The sequence below is a fragment of the Nocardioides nanhaiensis genome (genome assembly GCF_039542785.1).
GTDB classification, from domain to species: Bacteria; Actinomycetota; Actinomycetes; order Propionibacteriales; family Nocardioidaceae; genus Nocardioides; species Nocardioides nanhaiensis.
In genome coordinates this window covers 325994-341857 of sequence record NZ_BAABIM010000003.1, presented here as the reverse complement: position 1 = coordinate 341857, position 15864 = coordinate 325994, and the positions used below count along the sequence as shown (strand labels likewise).

Annotated in this window: 13 protein-coding genes; 4 read left to right on the top strand and 9 right to left on the bottom strand. The window is 72.3% G+C overall.

What is annotated here, in order from left to right; translation table 11 throughout:
- Positions 1-18: 18 nt before the first annotated feature.
- A complete protein-coding gene (gene uvrA, locus ABD948_RS15710; RefSeq protein WP_345267496.1) occupies positions 19-3063 on the bottom strand; it encodes an excinuclease ABC subunit UvrA in 3045 nt (1014 codons plus the stop codon).
- A 234-nt stretch (positions 3064-3297) separates the two neighbouring features.
- Here uvrA and ABD948_RS15705 point away from each other — a divergent pair, with 234 nt between their 5' ends.
- Entirely contained in the window at positions 3298-3972 is a 675-nt protein-coding gene (locus ABD948_RS15705; RefSeq protein ID WP_345267494.1) for an MBL fold metallo-hydrolase, read from the top strand.
- 265 nt (positions 3973-4237) lie between these two features.
- Here ABD948_RS15705 and ABD948_RS15700 read toward each other — a convergent pair whose 3' ends face one another.
- The 4 genes from ABD948_RS15700 to ABD948_RS15685 all read right to left on the bottom strand — a co-directional run bounded on the left by ABD948_RS15700 (position 4238) and on the right by ABD948_RS15685 (position 7610).
- The gene (locus ABD948_RS15700) at positions 4238-4600 is read right to left on the bottom strand and encodes a hypothetical protein (protein ID WP_345267492.1); all 363 of its coding nucleotides are present in this window, start codon (positions 4598-4600) and stop codon (positions 4238-4240) included.
- 316 nt (positions 4601-4916) lie between these two features.
- Positions 4917-6014: a 2Fe-2S iron-sulfur cluster-binding protein gene (locus ABD948_RS15695; protein ID WP_345267490.1), complete on the bottom strand. Its 1098-nt coding sequence runs from the start codon at positions 6012-6014 to the stop codon at positions 4917-4919.
- A 132-nt stretch (positions 6015-6146) separates the two neighbouring features.
- Entirely contained in the window at positions 6147-6440 is a 294-nt protein-coding gene (locus ABD948_RS15690; protein WP_345267488.1) for a hypothetical protein, read from the bottom strand.
- A gap of 3 nt (positions 6441-6443) precedes the next feature.
- Positions 6444-7610 carry a 3-ketosteroid-9-alpha-monooxygenase, oxygenase component gene (locus ABD948_RS15685; RefSeq protein ID WP_345267486.1) on the bottom strand — a complete coding sequence of 389 codons (1167 nt, stop codon included), beginning with the start codon at positions 7608-7610 and terminating at the stop codon, positions 6444-6446.
- A gap of 75 nt (positions 7611-7685) precedes the next feature.
- Here ABD948_RS15685 and ABD948_RS15680 point away from each other — a divergent pair, with 75 nt between their 5' ends.
- From ABD948_RS15680 to ABD948_RS15670, 3 genes are read left to right on the top strand one after another with little or no spacing between them, the layout of a single operon-like run.
- Complete coding sequence (locus ABD948_RS15680; RefSeq protein ID WP_345267484.1) at positions 7686-8873, top strand: acyl-CoA dehydrogenase family protein; 1188 nt, start codon at positions 7686-7688, stop codon at positions 8871-8873.
- 13 nt (positions 8874-8886) lie between these two features.
- The gene (locus tag ABD948_RS15675; RefSeq protein WP_345267482.1) at positions 8887-9999 is read left to right on the top strand and encodes an acyl-CoA dehydrogenase family protein; all 1113 of its coding nucleotides are present in this window, start codon (positions 8887-8889) and stop codon (positions 9997-9999) included.
- A 3-nt stretch (positions 10000-10002) separates the two neighbouring features.
- A complete protein-coding gene (locus ABD948_RS15670) occupies positions 10003-11613 on the top strand; it encodes an AMP-binding protein (protein ID WP_345267480.1) in 1611 nt (536 codons plus the stop codon).
- A gap of 24 nt (positions 11614-11637) precedes the next feature.
- On the opposite strand, the gene ABD948_RS15665 is transcribed toward ABD948_RS15670, so the two are convergent.
- From ABD948_RS15665 to ABD948_RS15650, 4 genes are read right to left on the bottom strand one after another with little or no spacing between them, the layout of a single operon-like run.
- On the bottom strand, positions 11638-12333 hold the full coding sequence (locus ABD948_RS15665) for an SDR family NAD(P)-dependent oxidoreductase (protein ID WP_345267479.1): 696 nt from the start codon (positions 12331-12333) through the stop codon (positions 11638-11640).
- Entirely contained in the window at positions 12334-13101 is a 768-nt protein-coding gene (locus ABD948_RS15660) for an SDR family NAD(P)-dependent oxidoreductase (RefSeq protein ID WP_345267477.1), read from the bottom strand. It abuts the gene before it with no gap.
- The gene (locus ABD948_RS15655) at positions 13094-14197 is read right to left on the bottom strand and encodes an NAD(P)H-dependent flavin oxidoreductase (RefSeq protein ID WP_345267475.1); all 1104 of its coding nucleotides are present in this window, start codon (positions 14195-14197) and stop codon (positions 13094-13096) included. Before ABD948_RS15655 ends, ABD948_RS15660 begins: the two co-directional genes overlap by 8 nt.
- Positions 14197-15840, bottom strand: a complete 1644-nt coding sequence (locus ABD948_RS15650; protein ID WP_345267473.1) for an acyl-CoA synthetase — start codon at positions 15838-15840, stop codon at positions 14197-14199. Before ABD948_RS15650 ends, ABD948_RS15655 begins: the two co-directional genes overlap by 1 nt.
- Between the last annotated feature and the right edge of the window lie 24 nt (positions 15841-15864).

The window sequence follows — 15864 nt, the reverse complement described above, 5'->3', positions numbered from 1 at the left end:
CCACCGGGCGGCCCCGGTTCAGCCGGCCTTGCGGGCGCGGGCGGACCCGGTGGCCCGTGTCGCTCCCGCCTTCGTGGCCGGGGCCTTCTTCGCCGTGGCCTTCTTCGCGCTGGCCTTCTTCGCGGTGGTCTTCTTCGCGGCCTTCCGTGCCGGGGCCTTGGTGGCCGCGCGCGGGTCGACGTCCACCGGCGCCTTGCGAGGGCGCGAGGCGGTCACCGTGCTGTCCGCGAGCAACGGCGCGAGGAACTGCCCGGTGAAGGACTCGGTGTGCGCTGCCACCTCCTCGGGCGTCCCCTCGGCGACGACGAGCCCGCCGCGCGACCCGCCCTCGGGGCCCATGTCGACGATCCAGTCGGCGGTCTTGATGACGTCGAGGTTGTGCTCGATCACCAGCACCGTGTTGCCCTGGTCGACCAGGCGGCCGAGCACGAGGAGCAGCTTGCGGATGTCCTCGAAGTGCAGGCCGGTGGTGGGCTCGTCGAGCACGTACACGGTGCGACCGGTGGAGCGCTTCTGCAGCTCGGTGGAGAGCTTGACGCGCTGCGCCTCGCCGCCCGAGAGCGTGGTGGCCGGCTGGCCCAGGCGCACGTAGCCCAGCCCCACCTCGACCAGGGTCTTCATGTGTCGCGCGATCGCGGGGACGGCGGCGAAGAACTCCAGGGCCTCCTCGATCGGCATGTCGAGGACCTCGGCGATGGTCTTGCCCTTGTAGTGCACCTCGAGCGTCTCGCGGTTGTAGCGGGCGCCGTGGCAGACCTCGCACGGCACGTAGACGTCGGGGAGGAAGTTCATCTCGATCTTGATCGTGCCGTCGCCGGCGCACGCCTCGCAGCGGCCGCCCTTGACGTTGAACGAGAAGCGCCCCTGCAGGTAGCCGCGCATCTTGGCCTCCGGCGTGGAGGCGAAGAGCTTGCGCACGTGGTCGAAGACCCCGGTGTAGGTGGCCGGGTTGGAGCGCGGCGTGCGACCGATCGGCGACTGGTCGACGTGGATCACCTTGTCGACGTGCTCGAGGCCGGTGATGCGGCGGTGGCGGCCCGGCACCGTGCGGGCGCGGTAGATCTGCTTGGCCAGCGAGGTGTAGAGGATGTCGTTGACCAGGGTGGACTTGCCCGAGCCCGAGACCCCCGTGACCGCGCAGAAGACGCCGAGCGGGAAGGCGACGTCGATGTCGCGCAGGTTGTGCTCGCGCGCCCCCTTGACCACCAGCTCACGGCCCACGGTGCGCGGACGCCGGACCTCGGGCAGGGCGATCTCGCGTCGGCCCGAGAGGTACTGGCCGGTCATCGAGTCGGGGTGCTCGTAGAGCCCCTTGACCGAGCCGGAGTGCACCACCTGGCCGCCGTGCTCGCCGGCGCCGGGGCCGATGTCGACCACCCAGTCGGCGGTGCGGATGGTGTCCTCGTCGTGCTCGACGACGATCAGGGTGTTGCCGAGGTCGCGCAGCCGCACCAGGGTCTCGATCAGGCGCTGGTTGTCGCGCTGGTGCAGCCCGATGGAGGGCTCGTCGAGCACGTACAGCACGCCGACCAGACCGGCTCCGATCTGCGTGGCCAGCCGGATCCGCTGGGCCTCGCCGCCGGAGAGCGACCCCGAGGGACGGTCGAGCGAGAGGTAGTCCAGGCCGACGTCGAGCAGGAAGCGCAGCCGCTCCTGGATCTCCTTGAGCACCCGCTCGCCGATCTGGCGCTCACGGGCGGTGAGCTGCAGGCCCTGGAGGAAGTCGGCGGTCTCGTTGATGGGCAGCGAGCAGATCTCGGCGATGTTGCGACCCCCGAGCGTGACGGCCATCGAGACCGGCTTGAGCCGGCTGCCACGGCAGGTGGGGCAGGGCACCTCGCGCATGTAGCCCTCGAAGCGCTCGCGCGTGGTGTCGGACTCCGACTCGCGGTGCTTGCGCTCGACCCAGGGCCGCACGCCCTCGAACGCGGCGTAGTAGGCCCGCTCGCGGCCGTAGCGGTTGCGGGTGACCACGTGCACCTTGGTGCGGTGGCCGTCGAGCAGCGCCCGCTGCGCGGTGGTCGGGATGTCCTCCCAGGGCATGTGGACGTCGAAACCCAGCTCGCGGCCCAGCGCCTCCATCAGCTTGAGGAAGTAGTCGGCGACGTGTGCGGTGCTCCACGGCTGCAGCGCGCCCTCGGCGAGCGAGGCGGTGGGGTCGGGCACCACCAGCTCGGGGTCGACCTCCATCCGGGTGCCGAGACCGCTGCAGACCGGGCAGGCACCGAAGGGCGAGTTGAACGAGAACGAGCGCGGCTCGAGCTCGTCGGTGTCGATGGGGTGCTCGTTGGGGCAGGCCATCTTCTCCGAGAAGCGCAGCTCGCGCTGGGGGTCCTTCTCGGGCAGGTCGACGAAGTCGAGGAGCACCAGGCCGCTCGCCAGGTTGAGGGCGGTCTCGACGGAGTCGGTGAGCCGGCGCTTGGCCGAGCCCTTGACCGCGAGCCGGTCGACGACCACCTCGATGGTGTGCTTCTTCTGCTTGTCGAGGGTGGGCGGGTCGTCGAGCAGGTGGGTCTCGCCGTTCACGCGGGCCCGGGAGAAGCCCTGCGCCTGGAGCTGCTTGAACAGCTCGACGTACTCCCCCTTGCGACCCCGCACCACAGGTGCCAGCACCTGGAAGCGCTGACCCTCCTCGAGGGTGAGCACCTTGTCGACGATCTGCTGGGGGGTCTGCCGCTCGATCGGGGCGCCGCAGGTGGGGCAGTGCGGGCGACCGGCGCGCGCGAAGAGCAGGCGCAGGTAGTCGTAGACCTCGGTGATGGTGCCGACCGTGGAGCGCGGGTTCTTCGACGTGGACTTCTGGTCGATCGAGACCGCGGGCGAGAGCCCCTCGATGAAGTCGACGTCGGGCTTGTCCATCTGGCCGAGGAACTGGCGCGCGTAGGCGCTCAACGACTCCACGTAGCGTCGCTGACCCTCGGCGAAGATGGTGTCGAAGGCCAGGGAGGACTTGCCCGAGCCCGAGAGCCCGGTGAAGACGATGAGCGCGTCTCGCGGGAGGTCGAGGGAGACGTCCTTGAGGTTGTGCTCGCGCGCGCCTCGGATGATGAGCTGGTCCGCCACGGTGGTCTGGGCCGCCTTCTGCGTCGTGGTGTGGTCGTTCGGTGCGGGTCGGTTCGGAGCTGGTCTGCGGGGGTGCTGCAGGAGTGCGGCGGGGCGGGCCACGCTGCCCTCCCGACACGCTCACCCAATGTCTCACGCACCACCGACAGCCCACGCCTCAGCGTTGCCACGGGATGCGACCGGGGTGGTCTCCGCCTCGCCGGCCGGTACCCCGACACCTGCGAGGATGACCCCATGACCTACACCGGAGACGTGACCGTGGGCGGCGCGCCCGAGACCCGCGAGCTGGCTCACCTCAGCATCACCAAGGTGGCCGTCGACGAGAAGATGTCCAACAACGCCTACCTGCTGCGCTGCACTGCCACCGGCGAGCAGGTGCTGATCGACGCCGCCGACGACGCCGAGCGGCTGCTCGAGCTGATCGGCGGCGGCGGGCTGACCGCCGTCGTCACCACCCACCAGCACTGGGACCACCACCGCGCGCTCGCGGCCGTCGCCCGGGCCACCGGCGCCGAGATCGTCGCCGGGGCCCCCGACGCCGACGCCATCACCGAGCAGACCGGCGTGACCGTGACCCGCCGGGTGCAGCACGGCGACACCGTGGCCGTGGGCGGGTGCAGCCTGGAGGTGATCGCACTCGCCGGTCACACGCCGGGCTCCATCGCGCTGCTGCACACCGACGGCGACACCGGCGTCCCGCACCTGTTCACCGGGGACTCGCTCTTCCCCGGCGGGGTCGGCAACACCTTCGGCGACGCCGACGCCTTCACCCAGCTGGTCGGCGAGGTGGAGCACAAGGTCTTCGACCGGCTCCCCGACCAGACGTGGTTCTACCCCGGCCACGGCGGGGACTCGACGATCGGTGCCGAGCGCCCCCACCTGGCCGAGTGGCGCGAGCGCGGCTGGTAGCAGGGCGTTCGACAGGCGACCTCGGCGGACCACTGCTGACGTCGGCAGGCGGGGCGGCCCGGGCACGAGCACCGGCACCCACGCGGCGCCCGCGCACTCCGGCACACCACCGGACACGTGAGCCGCCCCGCCCACCCCCGCCCCGGACGCCGTCGGGCCCCCGCCCGTGCGGCACCGGAGACAGCTCCGGCGCGCCACCCGAGGGCGACGCGCCGGAGCTGGGGACCCGGACGCTGGGGGGTGCGCCGGGTCGATCGAGGGCGTCCTAGGACGCGAGGACCACCGTGCGGGGCAGGTCCTGGGGCAGGCTGAGCAGCTCGAGGTGCTCGACGAGCTCGTAGCAGGGCAGGCCGGCGGCGAGCAGGTCGGCGAACGAGACGCCGTCGTGCTCCATGGCCCAGGCCCAGCACACGGCCGGGGTCACGGGCAGCTGCTCGACGGCGAGCAGGGTGTGGCGCAGTCGCTCGCCGGCGACGCCGTGGGCGACGAGGAGCAGCTGGACGTCGTCCCAGGTGGCCGACTCGGGGTTCTGGTCCACCGCGCGCAGGCGGCGGTCCTCGCTCCAGGAGAGCGGGGAGGTGGATGACGAGACCAGTCGACGCTGGATGCGGGTGAGCGTGGCGAACATGGCCCCTCCTCTCGGGGGAACCGCACCGGGTCCTGGTCGGCGGGTACCGACCGTGGGGGAGGACGTCGATGGCGGGTGGGGGGTGTGCGGTCCGCAGGGGTCCGAGCCGTGCGTAGGCACCATGGTGACCTGTGATCCACAATACAGGAAACTGGTCCAGACCACCGCATACCCCGATGACCGACTCCCCGGAGCCGCGGTGCCGCGGGGTGGGGGCGACGCACATCCACAGGTTGTGGAAGGTCTGTGGAAACAGCGCCGGCCGACGGGACGCCCGGACTGTTACCCGGCTGTGGATGTCCGAGGACCGCCGGGGTCAGCTGTAGGTGACCCGGACGACCTCGGCGGCCGGCAGCGACTGGCAGCCCAGCCGGATGCCGTCGGCCAGGTCCTCGTCGTCGAGCACGTCGTTGCGCTGCATCGACACCTCGCCCTCGAGCAGTCGCACCGCGCACGCCGAGCACTCCCCCTCGCGGCAGGAGTAGGGCGCCTTGACCCCGCGCGACTCCAGGAAGTCCAGCAGCCGCTGGCGGGGGTCCCAGTCGTCGAAGCGGTGCGTCTCGCCGTCGAGCTCGACCTCCAGGCGCACGGGGCCCCTGACGCCCGGCTCCTCGGCGGCCGGCTCCTCGGCGGTGGGCGCAGCCGCGGCGGCGTCCTCCCCCTCGGCGTCGACCGGCCCCGGGACGGCGTCGCCGAACGGGTTGCCGCCCAGCGAGACGAACTTCTCCTGGTGACGACGCTCGCGCGGCAGGCCCAGCTCCTTGGCCGCGGCGATCACCGCCCTCATGAACGGCGCCGGTCCGCAGGTGAACAGGTCGTGCTCCAGGTGGTCGGCCACGAGGGCGCGCAGCTGCTCGGGCGTCGGCAGGCCCTGGAGGCTCTCCAGCCAGTGCACCACGCGCAGCCGGTCGGGGTGCGCCGCGGCGAGCTCTGCCAGCTCGCGCGCGAAGATCACCGAGGACTCGTCGCGGTTGGCGAACACCAGCACGATGCGTCCGCTCCCGGCGGCCAGCGCGGTGCGGGTGATCGACATGATGGGCGTGATGCCGCTCCCCCCGGCCAGGAGCAGCAGGTCGGCGTCGAGGCTGGCGGGCGTGAAGATGCCGCTGGGCGGCAGCACGCGCAGCGTGGAACCGGGGCGGACGTGGTCGCAGATCCAGTTGGACGCGTAGCCGCCCTCGGTGCGCTTGACCGTGACCGTGAGCCGCTCGGGCTGCTCGTGCGGGCTGCTGGAGAGGGAGTAGCAGCGGGCGGCGACGCCGGTCTGCTCGCTCGGCACCGCGAGGGTGAGGAACTGGCCGGGCTTGTAGCGGAACTGCTCCTCGACGCCCGCGGGCACCTCGAAGGAGATCGAGTGCGCCTCCGCGGTCTCCTCGACGACGTCGACGACCTTCAGCTCGAACGAGGTGTCCATGCTCTGCGCGCGCTCTCCTCGGGTGGGCCGGGGCGGCGCCCGCGGCGGTGTGGTGGCTCGGATGGGCTCGGGGTGGGCCCGTGGGCGGCCGCGCGGCGCGCGGTGCCCGGCAAGGTTACCCGTCGGTACCGATCAGTACCCGTCCTCGGCGCCGACCGGCACCTCTCCCCCCCGGGTGGCCGCCTCGATGCTGGCCAGGAGCCGCGGGCAGCCGCGGTGGGTCTCGCGCCGACCGGACCGGCGAGTCAGCTCGGGGCACTGGTGACGGGCCTCGGCGCTCCACTGGATGGAGGTCTGGTGCTCGCTGTTCTTCTTGACGCCGACCCGCGCCAGGCAGTCCAGGCAGGCCACCTCGGTGAGCCGCGCCTGGGTGTAGAGGCGCTGGTCCTCGACGGTCTCGGCGCTGGTGGGGACGAACGACGCCACGGCTCAGGTGCCCGACATGAGCTGGGGCTGGGTCTCGTCGGACCCGTCAGGCTCCCCGGCCGCGTCACGGCGGGCGAGGTTCTCGGCGACCTCCTCCTGCCAGAACTCGTTGGCCTGGGTGGTGTCGACCTCGAACTCGAAGCGGTCGGTCATCTCGGGGGCGATGTCGGCGACGTCGACGTAGAACTGCTCGTACCAGCGGCGCAGCTGGTAGACGGGCCCGTCCTCCTCGCACAGCAGCGGGTTCTGCACCGGCACCTTGTTCTGCCAGATGTGCACGTCCTGCAGGAACCCCTCGCCGAACATCTGCGCGTACTTCTTCGCGATGTAGCGCGCGGTGTCGTCGTCGAGGCCCTCGGGCTTCTTGACGGTGATGCCGTACTGCAGGGTGAAGGAGTCGGGGCCCGTGGGCAGGTGGCAGTTGATGAGCACGACCTCGGTCTCGAAGCCCTTGTAGTCGACCTCGAGCCAGTTGATCATGTACGCGGGGCCGAAGTAGGTGGCCTCGGACTTGAGGAAGAGCTCGGCGCTGCCGTAGCCGCCGGCCTTGTCGGGCCGACCCTTGGACTCCATGTACTGGGTGGCCTCGGTGCCCTCGAAGACGTTGCGGAAGCTCGTCGGGAACGAGAAGTGCACGTAGTAGAAGTGCGCCATGTCGACGACGTTGTCGATCAGCTCGCGACAGTGCGACCCCTGGATCGGCACGACCTCCCACGACCAGTCGGTGTAGAGGCCCTCGTCGAGCCCGGGCAGCTCCGGCGGCAGGATGGCGTGGTCGGGCTCGGACCCCTCGGGGTCGTGCCACACCAGCACCTGCCCGTTGCGGATGGCCACGGGGTAGCGCTGGGTGCGGGCGCGCAGCGGCACGCGGCGCGCGTAGGGGATCTGCTTGCACCGCCCGTCGCCTCCCCACCGCCAGTCGTGGAAGGGGCAGGCGATCTGGTCGCCCTTGACCTCGCCCTGGGTGAGGTCTCCGCCCATGTGGCGGCAGTAGCCGTCGAGCACCTGGATCTCGCCCTGGGTGTCCTGCCAGACCACGAGCTTGGTGCCGAAGGTCTCGATGCCGTGCGGCTCGCCGTCGGCGAACGTGCTGGCGAGCCCGAGGCAGTGCCAGCCCCGCGCGAACCGCATCGGCTGCTGCCCGTGGTCGAGCATCCTGGTCGCGCTCATGCGTGCCTCCTCCGGCGTCGATCGGACGACCGCTGCAGGCTAGCCGAAAACGAGAACACGTTCTAGTCTGGGGTCATGCGTGTAGCCCTCGAACCCGAGCACCTCGCCCTGCGCGCCGAGCTGCGCGAGTACTTCGACCAGCTGGTCACCCCCGAGCGTAGGGCCGGGCTGGCCTCGGCCACCGGAGAGTTCGGGGAGGCGGGCGTCTACAAGGAGGTCATCCGCCAGATCGGCAGCGACGGATGGCTCGGCATCGGGTGGCCGGCCGAGTACGGCGGCCAGGCGCGCAGCATGGTGGAGCAGCTGATCTTCACCGACGCCGCGGCGGTCGCCGGCGTCCCCATCCCCTACCTGACGCTCAACACGGTCGGGCCCACGATCATGCGCTACGGCACCCAGGAGCAGAAGGACTACTTCCTGCCCCGGATCCTGGCCGGCGAGCTGCACTTCTCCATCGGCTACTCCGAGCCCGGCTCGGGCACCGACCTCGCCTCGCTGCGCACGCGCGCGATCCGCGAGAGCGACGAGTGGGTGATCGACGGCCAGAAGATGTGGACCTCGCTCATCCAGTACGCCGACTGGATCTGGCTGGCCTGCCGCACCGACGCCGAGCTCCCGCGGCACAAGGGGCTCTCGATGATCCTGGTGCCCGCCGACGCCCCCGGCGTCTCCTACACGCCCGTGCACACCGTCGCCGGCGTCGGCACCAGCGCCACCTACTACGAGGACGTCCGCGTGCCCGCGGGCAACCTCGTCGGCGAGCTCAACGGCGGCTGGTCGCTGATGACCAACCAGCTCAACCACGAGCGCGTGGCGCTCACCAGCGCCGCACCGCTGATCCAGTCGCTGGGGCAGGTGCGCCAGTGGGCCCAGCAGACCAAGAACGCCGACGGCCAGCGCGTCATCGACTCCGAGTGGGTGCAGCTGGCGCTGGGTCGCGCGCACGCTCGCGTCGAGGCGCTGAAGCTGATCAACTGGAAGCTGGCCTCCGACGCCGACGCCGGGGTGGACCTCTCCCCCGCGGAGGCCTCGGCCACCAAGATCTACGGCTCCGAGCTGGCCACCGAGGTGTACCGCTCGCTCATGGAGGTCGTCGGGCCCGAGGCCGGCATCACCGGCGACTCCGAGGGAGCGGTGCTCGCGGGCCGCCTCGAGCGATTCCACCGCAGCTCGCTCGTGATGACCTTCGGCGGCGGCACCAACGAGATCCAGCGCGACATCATCGGCTACGTGGGCCTCGGGCTGCCCGCGGCCAAGCGGTAAGGGAGCAGCACCCGTGGACTTCACCTTCACCCCCGAGCAGGACGAGGCGGCCTCCCTGGCCGCCACGATCCTGGGCGACCGCACCGGCACCGACCGGCTCACCGCCGTCGAGCAGGCCGGCGACCGGTTCGACCGCGACCTGTGGCGCGAGCTGGGCACCTCCGGCCTCCTCGGGCTGCACCTGCCCGACGACCACGGCGGCGCCGGGCTGGGCCTGCTGGAGCTGTGCCGGGTGCTCGTCGAGGTCGGCCGCCGGGTCGCACCGGTGCCGCTGGCCGTGCACGGCGCGGCCGGGCTGCTGCTGGCCGAGTGCGGCGACGCCGACCAGGCCGCACGCTGGCTGCCCGGTCTCGCCGCCGGCGAGGTGGTGGTCACCGCCGCCGTCTCCGAGGAGCGCGTCGCCCTGCCCGCGCGGCCGGTCACCACCGCCTCCCCCGCGCCTGAGGGCGGGGGCATCTGGGAGCTGCACGGCGTCAAGACCGTGGTGCGGGCGGGCACCGCGGCCGACCTCGTGCTCGTCACCGCCAGCACGCCCGACGGCGTGGGCGTCTTCGCGCTCGACCCGGGCACGGACCGCGTGCGCGTCGTCGCGCAGCGCACCAGCGACGGCGACGCGGTCGCCCGCCTCGAGCTCGACGGCGCCGCGGCTCAGGCGGTCGGCACGCCCGGCGACGGCACCGCGACCCGGCTGGGTCAGCTGCTCGTCGTCACGGCGGCCGCCGAGCAGCTCGGGGTCACCGAGGGTGCGCTGCACCTGACCGCCGCCTACGCCAAGACCCGGGAGCAGTTCGGCCGGCCCATCGGCACGTTCCAGGCCGTCTCGCAGCGGTTGGCCGACGGGTACATCGACGTGCTCGGGCAGCGACTGACGCTGTGGCAGGCCGCGTGGCGGCTCGCCGAGGGGTTGCCCGCCGAGGTCGAGGTGGCCACGGCCAAGCTCTGGGCCGCCGACGCCGGGCACCGCCTCGCGCACACGGCCGTGCACGTGCACGGCGGGGTGGGCATCGACCTCGACGGCGAGGCGCACCGCTACTTCACCAGCGCCAAGCGCTTCGAGCTGCTCTTCGGCGGCGCCACCGACCAGGCGCTGCTGATCGGCCGTGCCCTGGCCGACGACCCCGCCTGAGGTGTGACTGCGACGGGTCCCGACGTCCGGGCCCAGCTGCTCGCGCGAGCAGCGGACGACTCCCCCGGGCTGCTGAGCTCAGACCACCGCTGGTCGTGGCGCGAGGTGGTGGCCGACTCGGCCGCGGTGGGCGCCGCCGTCCACCGACGCCTGGACCCTGCACGCCCGCCGCACGTGGGGGTGCTCATGCAGAACACGCCCGCGTTCCTGCACGCCATCGGCGGCGCAGCGCTCTGGGGGCACGTGGTCGTGGGGCTCAACCCGACCCGACGCGGCGCCGCGCTGGCTGCCGACGTCGCACGCAGCGACTGCCAGTGGGTGCTCGTGGACGAGGCGCACCGCCACCTGCTCGACGACGCGCCGGGGCTCGGTGTCCCGGTGCTCACGGTCGAGGACCTGGCACCGGACCCGGAGGCCGACGGCACCGCTCCGGCCTACGTGCAGGCCGACGCCGACACGCTGCTGATGCTGATCTTCACCTCGGGCACCTCCGGCGACCCCAAGGCCGTGCGGGTCACCCACGGCAAGGTGGCCGGTCCGGGTGCGATGCTCGGCGAGCGGTTCGGTCTCGGGCCGGGCGAGGTGGCCTACGTGTCGATGCCGCTGTTCCACTCCAACGCCGTCATGGCCGGGTGGGCGCCCGCGCTGGCCACCGGTGCCGCCGTCGCGCTGGCACCGCGGTTCAGCGCCTCGGGCTTCCTCGACGACGTCCGGCGCTACGGCGCCACCTACGCCAGCTACGTGGGCAAGCCGCTGGCGCACGTGCTGGCCACGCCCGAGCGCCCCGACGACACCGCCAACCCGCTGCGCCTGGTGTTCGGCAACGAGGCCAACGAGCGCGACATCGCCGAGTTCGGACGCCGCTTCGGCTGCACGGTGGTGGACTCCTATTCCTCCACCGAGAACGCCGTGATCGTCCAGCGGGTGCCCGGGATGCCGGCCGGCGCGCTCGGCCGGCCGCTCGACGGGGTCGAGGTGCTCGATCCCGTCACCGGAATGCCTACGCCCGACGCCGAGCTCGACGCCGCGGGACGCTTGCTGAACGCGGACGCCGCGACGGGCGAGCTGGTGAACACCCGCGGCGCGGGCGCCTTCGCCGGCTACTACCGCGACGAGGCCGCCGACGCCGAGCGGATGCGCGGCGGCATGTACTGGTCGGGCGACCTCGCCTACCGCGATGCCGACGGCTTCGTCTACTTCGCCGGCCGCAGCGCCGACTGGCTGCGGGTCGACGGCGAGAACCTCGGCGCCGCACCGGTCGAACGGGTGCTGCTGCGCCACCCGGCCGTCTCGGAGGCCGCTGTCTACGCCATCCCCGACCCCTCCTCCGGCGACCAGGTCGTGGCTGCACTGGCGCTGAGAGCACCGCTCTCGCCCGATGAGCTCACGGAGTTCCTCGACCAGCAGACCGACCTGCACACCAAGGGCCGCCCTCGCTGGGTCCGGATCACCCCGACCCTCCCCCGCACCGCCACCACCAAGGTCCTCAAGCGCGAGCTCGCCGCCCAGGGTGCCGTCGCTGGTGACGGCGAGCTCTGGACGCGACCCGAGCGCGGCACCGCGTACACGCGCGTCGCGCCTGCGGCCGAGTGGCCACCACCGCTGGTCGAGTAGCCCGGTGGCGAGAGCGGTGGATGCTCAGCCCTCGTAGGGGACCTCGGAGCGCCAGGCATCGGCAGGCTGGTCGAGGGCGGCGCGGAGGGCACGGGCGACGGCGGCGTGGGAGAAGGGGCTGTCGGGGTCGGTGGAGAGGGTGCCGCGGACGGTCACCGAGACGGCGCGGACGCCGTGGGGCTCCAGCGTGGTGTCGAGGCTGTGCACGAGGTTGCGCACCGCGGCCTTCTGCACACCGAGCGAGGCGGCCTTGTTCCAGGGCTGGTCGGCGGCCATCGATCCGGTCACCGAGACCCGTGCGTCGACGGCCAGGAACGGGCGGGCGGCCTGGACGACGCTCAGCAGGGCGCCCACACCGAGCGCCACGTCCTCGGCGAGGGCTGCGGGGGTCAGCGTGAGGGGGTCCTCCTCGCGGAAGGCGCTGGGGTTGAAGTGCACCAGGGCGAACCGTCCGAGCCGCAGACCGAGCTCCGCCACGGTCGAGCGGACCGCGTCGTCGTCGGTGAGGTCGACCTGCGCGGTCTCCACGCGGACGCCGGCGTCACGCCCGTCGGCGGCCAGCTGCTCGAGCTCCCGCGGGTCGATGCCGAGCAGCGCCAGGTCGTGGCCCTCGGCGGCGAGCAGTCGGGCCAGGTGGCCACTCACGCCCGGACCGGCACCGGCCACGAGCACCGCGCCGGTGGGGAGGGGGCGGGCGTCGGTCTCGGCGGTTCGGCTCACTCACACACCGTAGCCACCGTCGACGTCGAGCTTCTGGCCGGTGACGAACCCCGCGCGGTCCGAGACCAGGAACGCCACGGCCTCGGCGACGTCGACCGCCCCGCCGAAGCGCCGCAGCGGGATGGCGGCGCGGGCCGCCTCGAGCGCCCGCTCGTCGAGGTCTCCCCCGGCCATCAGTCGCTCGGCCATCCCGTCGGTCAGCATGCCGGGGCCCACGCAGTTCACCCGCACCCCGAAGCGCCCCTCCTCCTTGGCCAGCGCACGCACGAGCGCCTCGACGGCGGCCTTGGGGGCCGAGGAGAGCCCGTCGCGCACCGGGAACCGGCTGGTCGCGGCGGTCGTGACGGCGACGAGCACACCACCGGAGCGGCGCAGGGCCGGCAGCACCGCGTGGGCCACGGCGAAGAACGCGCCGGCGTCGTCGGCGAGCTGCGACGACATCTGCGCCGGCGTCACCTGCGAGAGGTGCCGCATCGGCACGTGCGGGCCGGCGGCGTGCACGACGACGTCGAGCCCACCCCATGCGGACTCGACGTCGTCGACGAGTGCCGTCACGGCCGCGGCTGCGTCCGGGGCGGCCAGGTCCAGCGACTCCTCGCGGAGCAGGTGCTCCGACCCGGTGGGAGCGCTGCGGTACGTGCCGGCCACCGCGTGGTCGACGGCGAGCCGCCGCGCGACCGCCGCGCCGATGCCGCCGCTGGCGCCGACGACCAGCGCCCGACGTCGCCCCTCCGCGGGCGCGGCGCCGCCCGGGGCGTCGTCAGGCACGCAGCTTGTCGAGCCGCGCCACCGTCTCCTCGAACTCGCTCACCAGGTCGGCCATCACGTCGGCCACGGGACGCACCTCGTTCATCCGCCCCACGATCTGACCGATCGGCATGGAGATCACGTCGGGGTTGTCGGAGGCGTTGATCCGGTTGTGGGCCTCGGCGACCAGCAGGTTCTGCAGCGGCATGGGCAGCGGCTCCGGAGCACCCTCCTCGGCCCACGCCTGGGTCCAGCGGGTCTTGAGCAGCCGCGCGGGCTTGCCGGTGTAGACCCGGGTGCGCACGGTGTCGGCGGAGCTGGCGCGGGTGAACGCCGTCGACCAGCCCTTGTTGCTCACGAGGTTCTGGTACTCCTCGGTGCCGAGCCAGATCGACCCGGTCCACACGCCCTGAGCGCCGAGCGCCATGGAGGCCGCCACCTGGCGACCGGAGCCGATGCCGCCCGCGCCGAGCACCGGCACGTCCGGCCCGACGGCGTCGACCACCTCGGGGGTGAGCACCATGCTGGCGATCTCGCCGGTGTGGCCACCGGCCTCGTGGCCCTGGGCGACGATGATGTCGACACCGTTGGCCACCTGGCTGAGCGCGTGCTTGGCGGCTCCGGCCAGGGCGGCCACAGCGATGCCGTGCTCGTGGCACTTCTCGACGACGTCGGCGGGCGGCGAGCCGAGGGCGTTGGCGATCAGCACCGGGCGGTGCTGGAGCGCGACGTCGAGGTGCGAGCGCGCCACCGAGTGCAGCCAGCCGAGCACGCCCTCGCGACCCTCGCCCTCGGGCAGCGGCGGCACGCCGAGCGCGAGCAGCGTCTTGTCGACGAACTGCTTGTGCTCCTCGGGGATCATCGCGCCGAGGTCGAGGGAGGTGCCCTCGGTGGGGATCTTCATCGGCATCACGATGTCGACGCCGTACGGCTTGCCGTCGGTGTTCTCGTCGAGCCAGGTGAGCGTGCGCTCGAGCTCGTCGGTCTCGTTGAACCGCACGCAGCCGAGCACACCGAGCCCACCCGCGCGCGAGACGGCGGCGGCGACGTGCTCGCTGGGGGTGAAGGCGAAGATCGGGTACTCGATCCCGAAGCGGTCGCACAGCGGACTGCGCATCAGGCGGTCACCTCCTGGGTGCTGGTCAGGGCCATCTCCTTGGCCTTGGGGTACTGCGCCTTGCCGGTGGCGTTGCGCGGCACCTGCTCGACGATGGTGAGCGCCCGGGGAAGCTTGTAGCCCGAGAGGTCGCGACGCAGGTAGGAGCGCAGCTCCTCGAGCTCGAGCGTGTGGCCCTCGCGGAGCTCGACGACGGCGGCCACGGCCTGGCCGTAGCGCTCGTCCGGGAGGCCGACGACGAGCACGTCGTAGACGGCGGGGTGGCCCTTGATCGCCATCTCCACCTCCTCGGGGTAGACCTTCTCGCCGCCGGTGTTCACGCAGTTGGAGCCGCGGCCGAGCATCGTGATGCGCCCGCCCTCCTCGACCCGCGCGAAGTCGCCGGGCACGGCGTAGCGCTGGCCCTCGATGACCAGGAAGGTCTCGGCCGACTTCTTCTCGTCCTTGTAGTAGCCGAGCGGCACGTGGCCTCCGCGGCCGATCCGCCCGACCTTGCCGGCGTTCTCGTCGGTGACGGCGAGCACGCGGTTGTCGTCGTCGATCACGATCACGTGCGGGCCCGGCGTGACGACGGGGCCGTCCTTGCTGAGCGCGTTGGGGTCCTGGAGCCCCGTGCCCTGGAAGCCGGTCTCCGAGGCGCCGATGGAGTCGGTGAAGAACGCGTTGGGGAACGCCTTCATCCAGCGCTCCTTGACGGGCGGGCTGAAGATCGCGGCACTGCTGGCGATGGAGATGAGGTTCGACCCGTCGTAGGGGGTGCCGGCCTCCTGGGCCCGCTCGTACTCCTCGATCAGCGGACGCGCCATGGCGTCGCCGGTCATGAACACCAGCTGCACCTTCTCGCGGTCGATGACCTCCCAGGTGCGCTGCGCGTCGAACTTGGGCTCCAGGATCGTCAGGTGCCCCGCGAACAGGTGCATGAGCAGGCCGGCCTGCGCGCCGCCGTGCATGAGCGGGCTGAACGGGAAGGTGACCAGCCGGGGATCGGTGGCCTGGCGGGACTGGTCGTGCTCCTCCAGCGGCTCGCCGGTCATGAAGTCGATCCCGCCGCCCAGCACCCGCCAGAAGTCCTCGTGGCGCCACATCACGCCCTTGGGGAAGCCGGTGGTGCCTCCGGTGTAGATGATGTGCAGGTCGTCGGGGCTGCGCTCCCCGAAGTCGCGCTCGGCGCTCTGGCCGGCGACGGCGTCGGCGTAGAGCACGCCCCCGTAGGAGCCGACGTCGGAGGCGTCGTCCGGTGCCGTGGGGTCCGGGAGCGCGACGACGGTCTGCAGCTGCTCGTGGCGAGGTGCGCAGGCGGCGACCAGTGGCGCGTAGGGACGCTCGTGCAGCAGCGCCTTCACGTCGGCGTTGTCGAAGAGGTAGTTGAGCTCCCCCTCGGTGTAGCGGTAGTTGACGTTGATGCACACCGCGCGCACCTTGACGACGGCGAGCACGGCCACGACGTGCTCGACGCTGTTCTTGGCGTAGATGCCCACGTGGTCGCCCGTGCCGATGCCGCGCGAGGCCAGGAAGTGGGCCAGCCGGTTGGCCTCGGCCTCCAGCTCGGCGTAGGTCACGGTGCGGTCGAGGACCTTCACGGCGGGGTTGTCCGGCGCGGCGTCGACGGCGTGCTCGAAGAGGTCAGCGATGTTGAGGGCCACGTCGCGAGACTAGAACACGTTCTC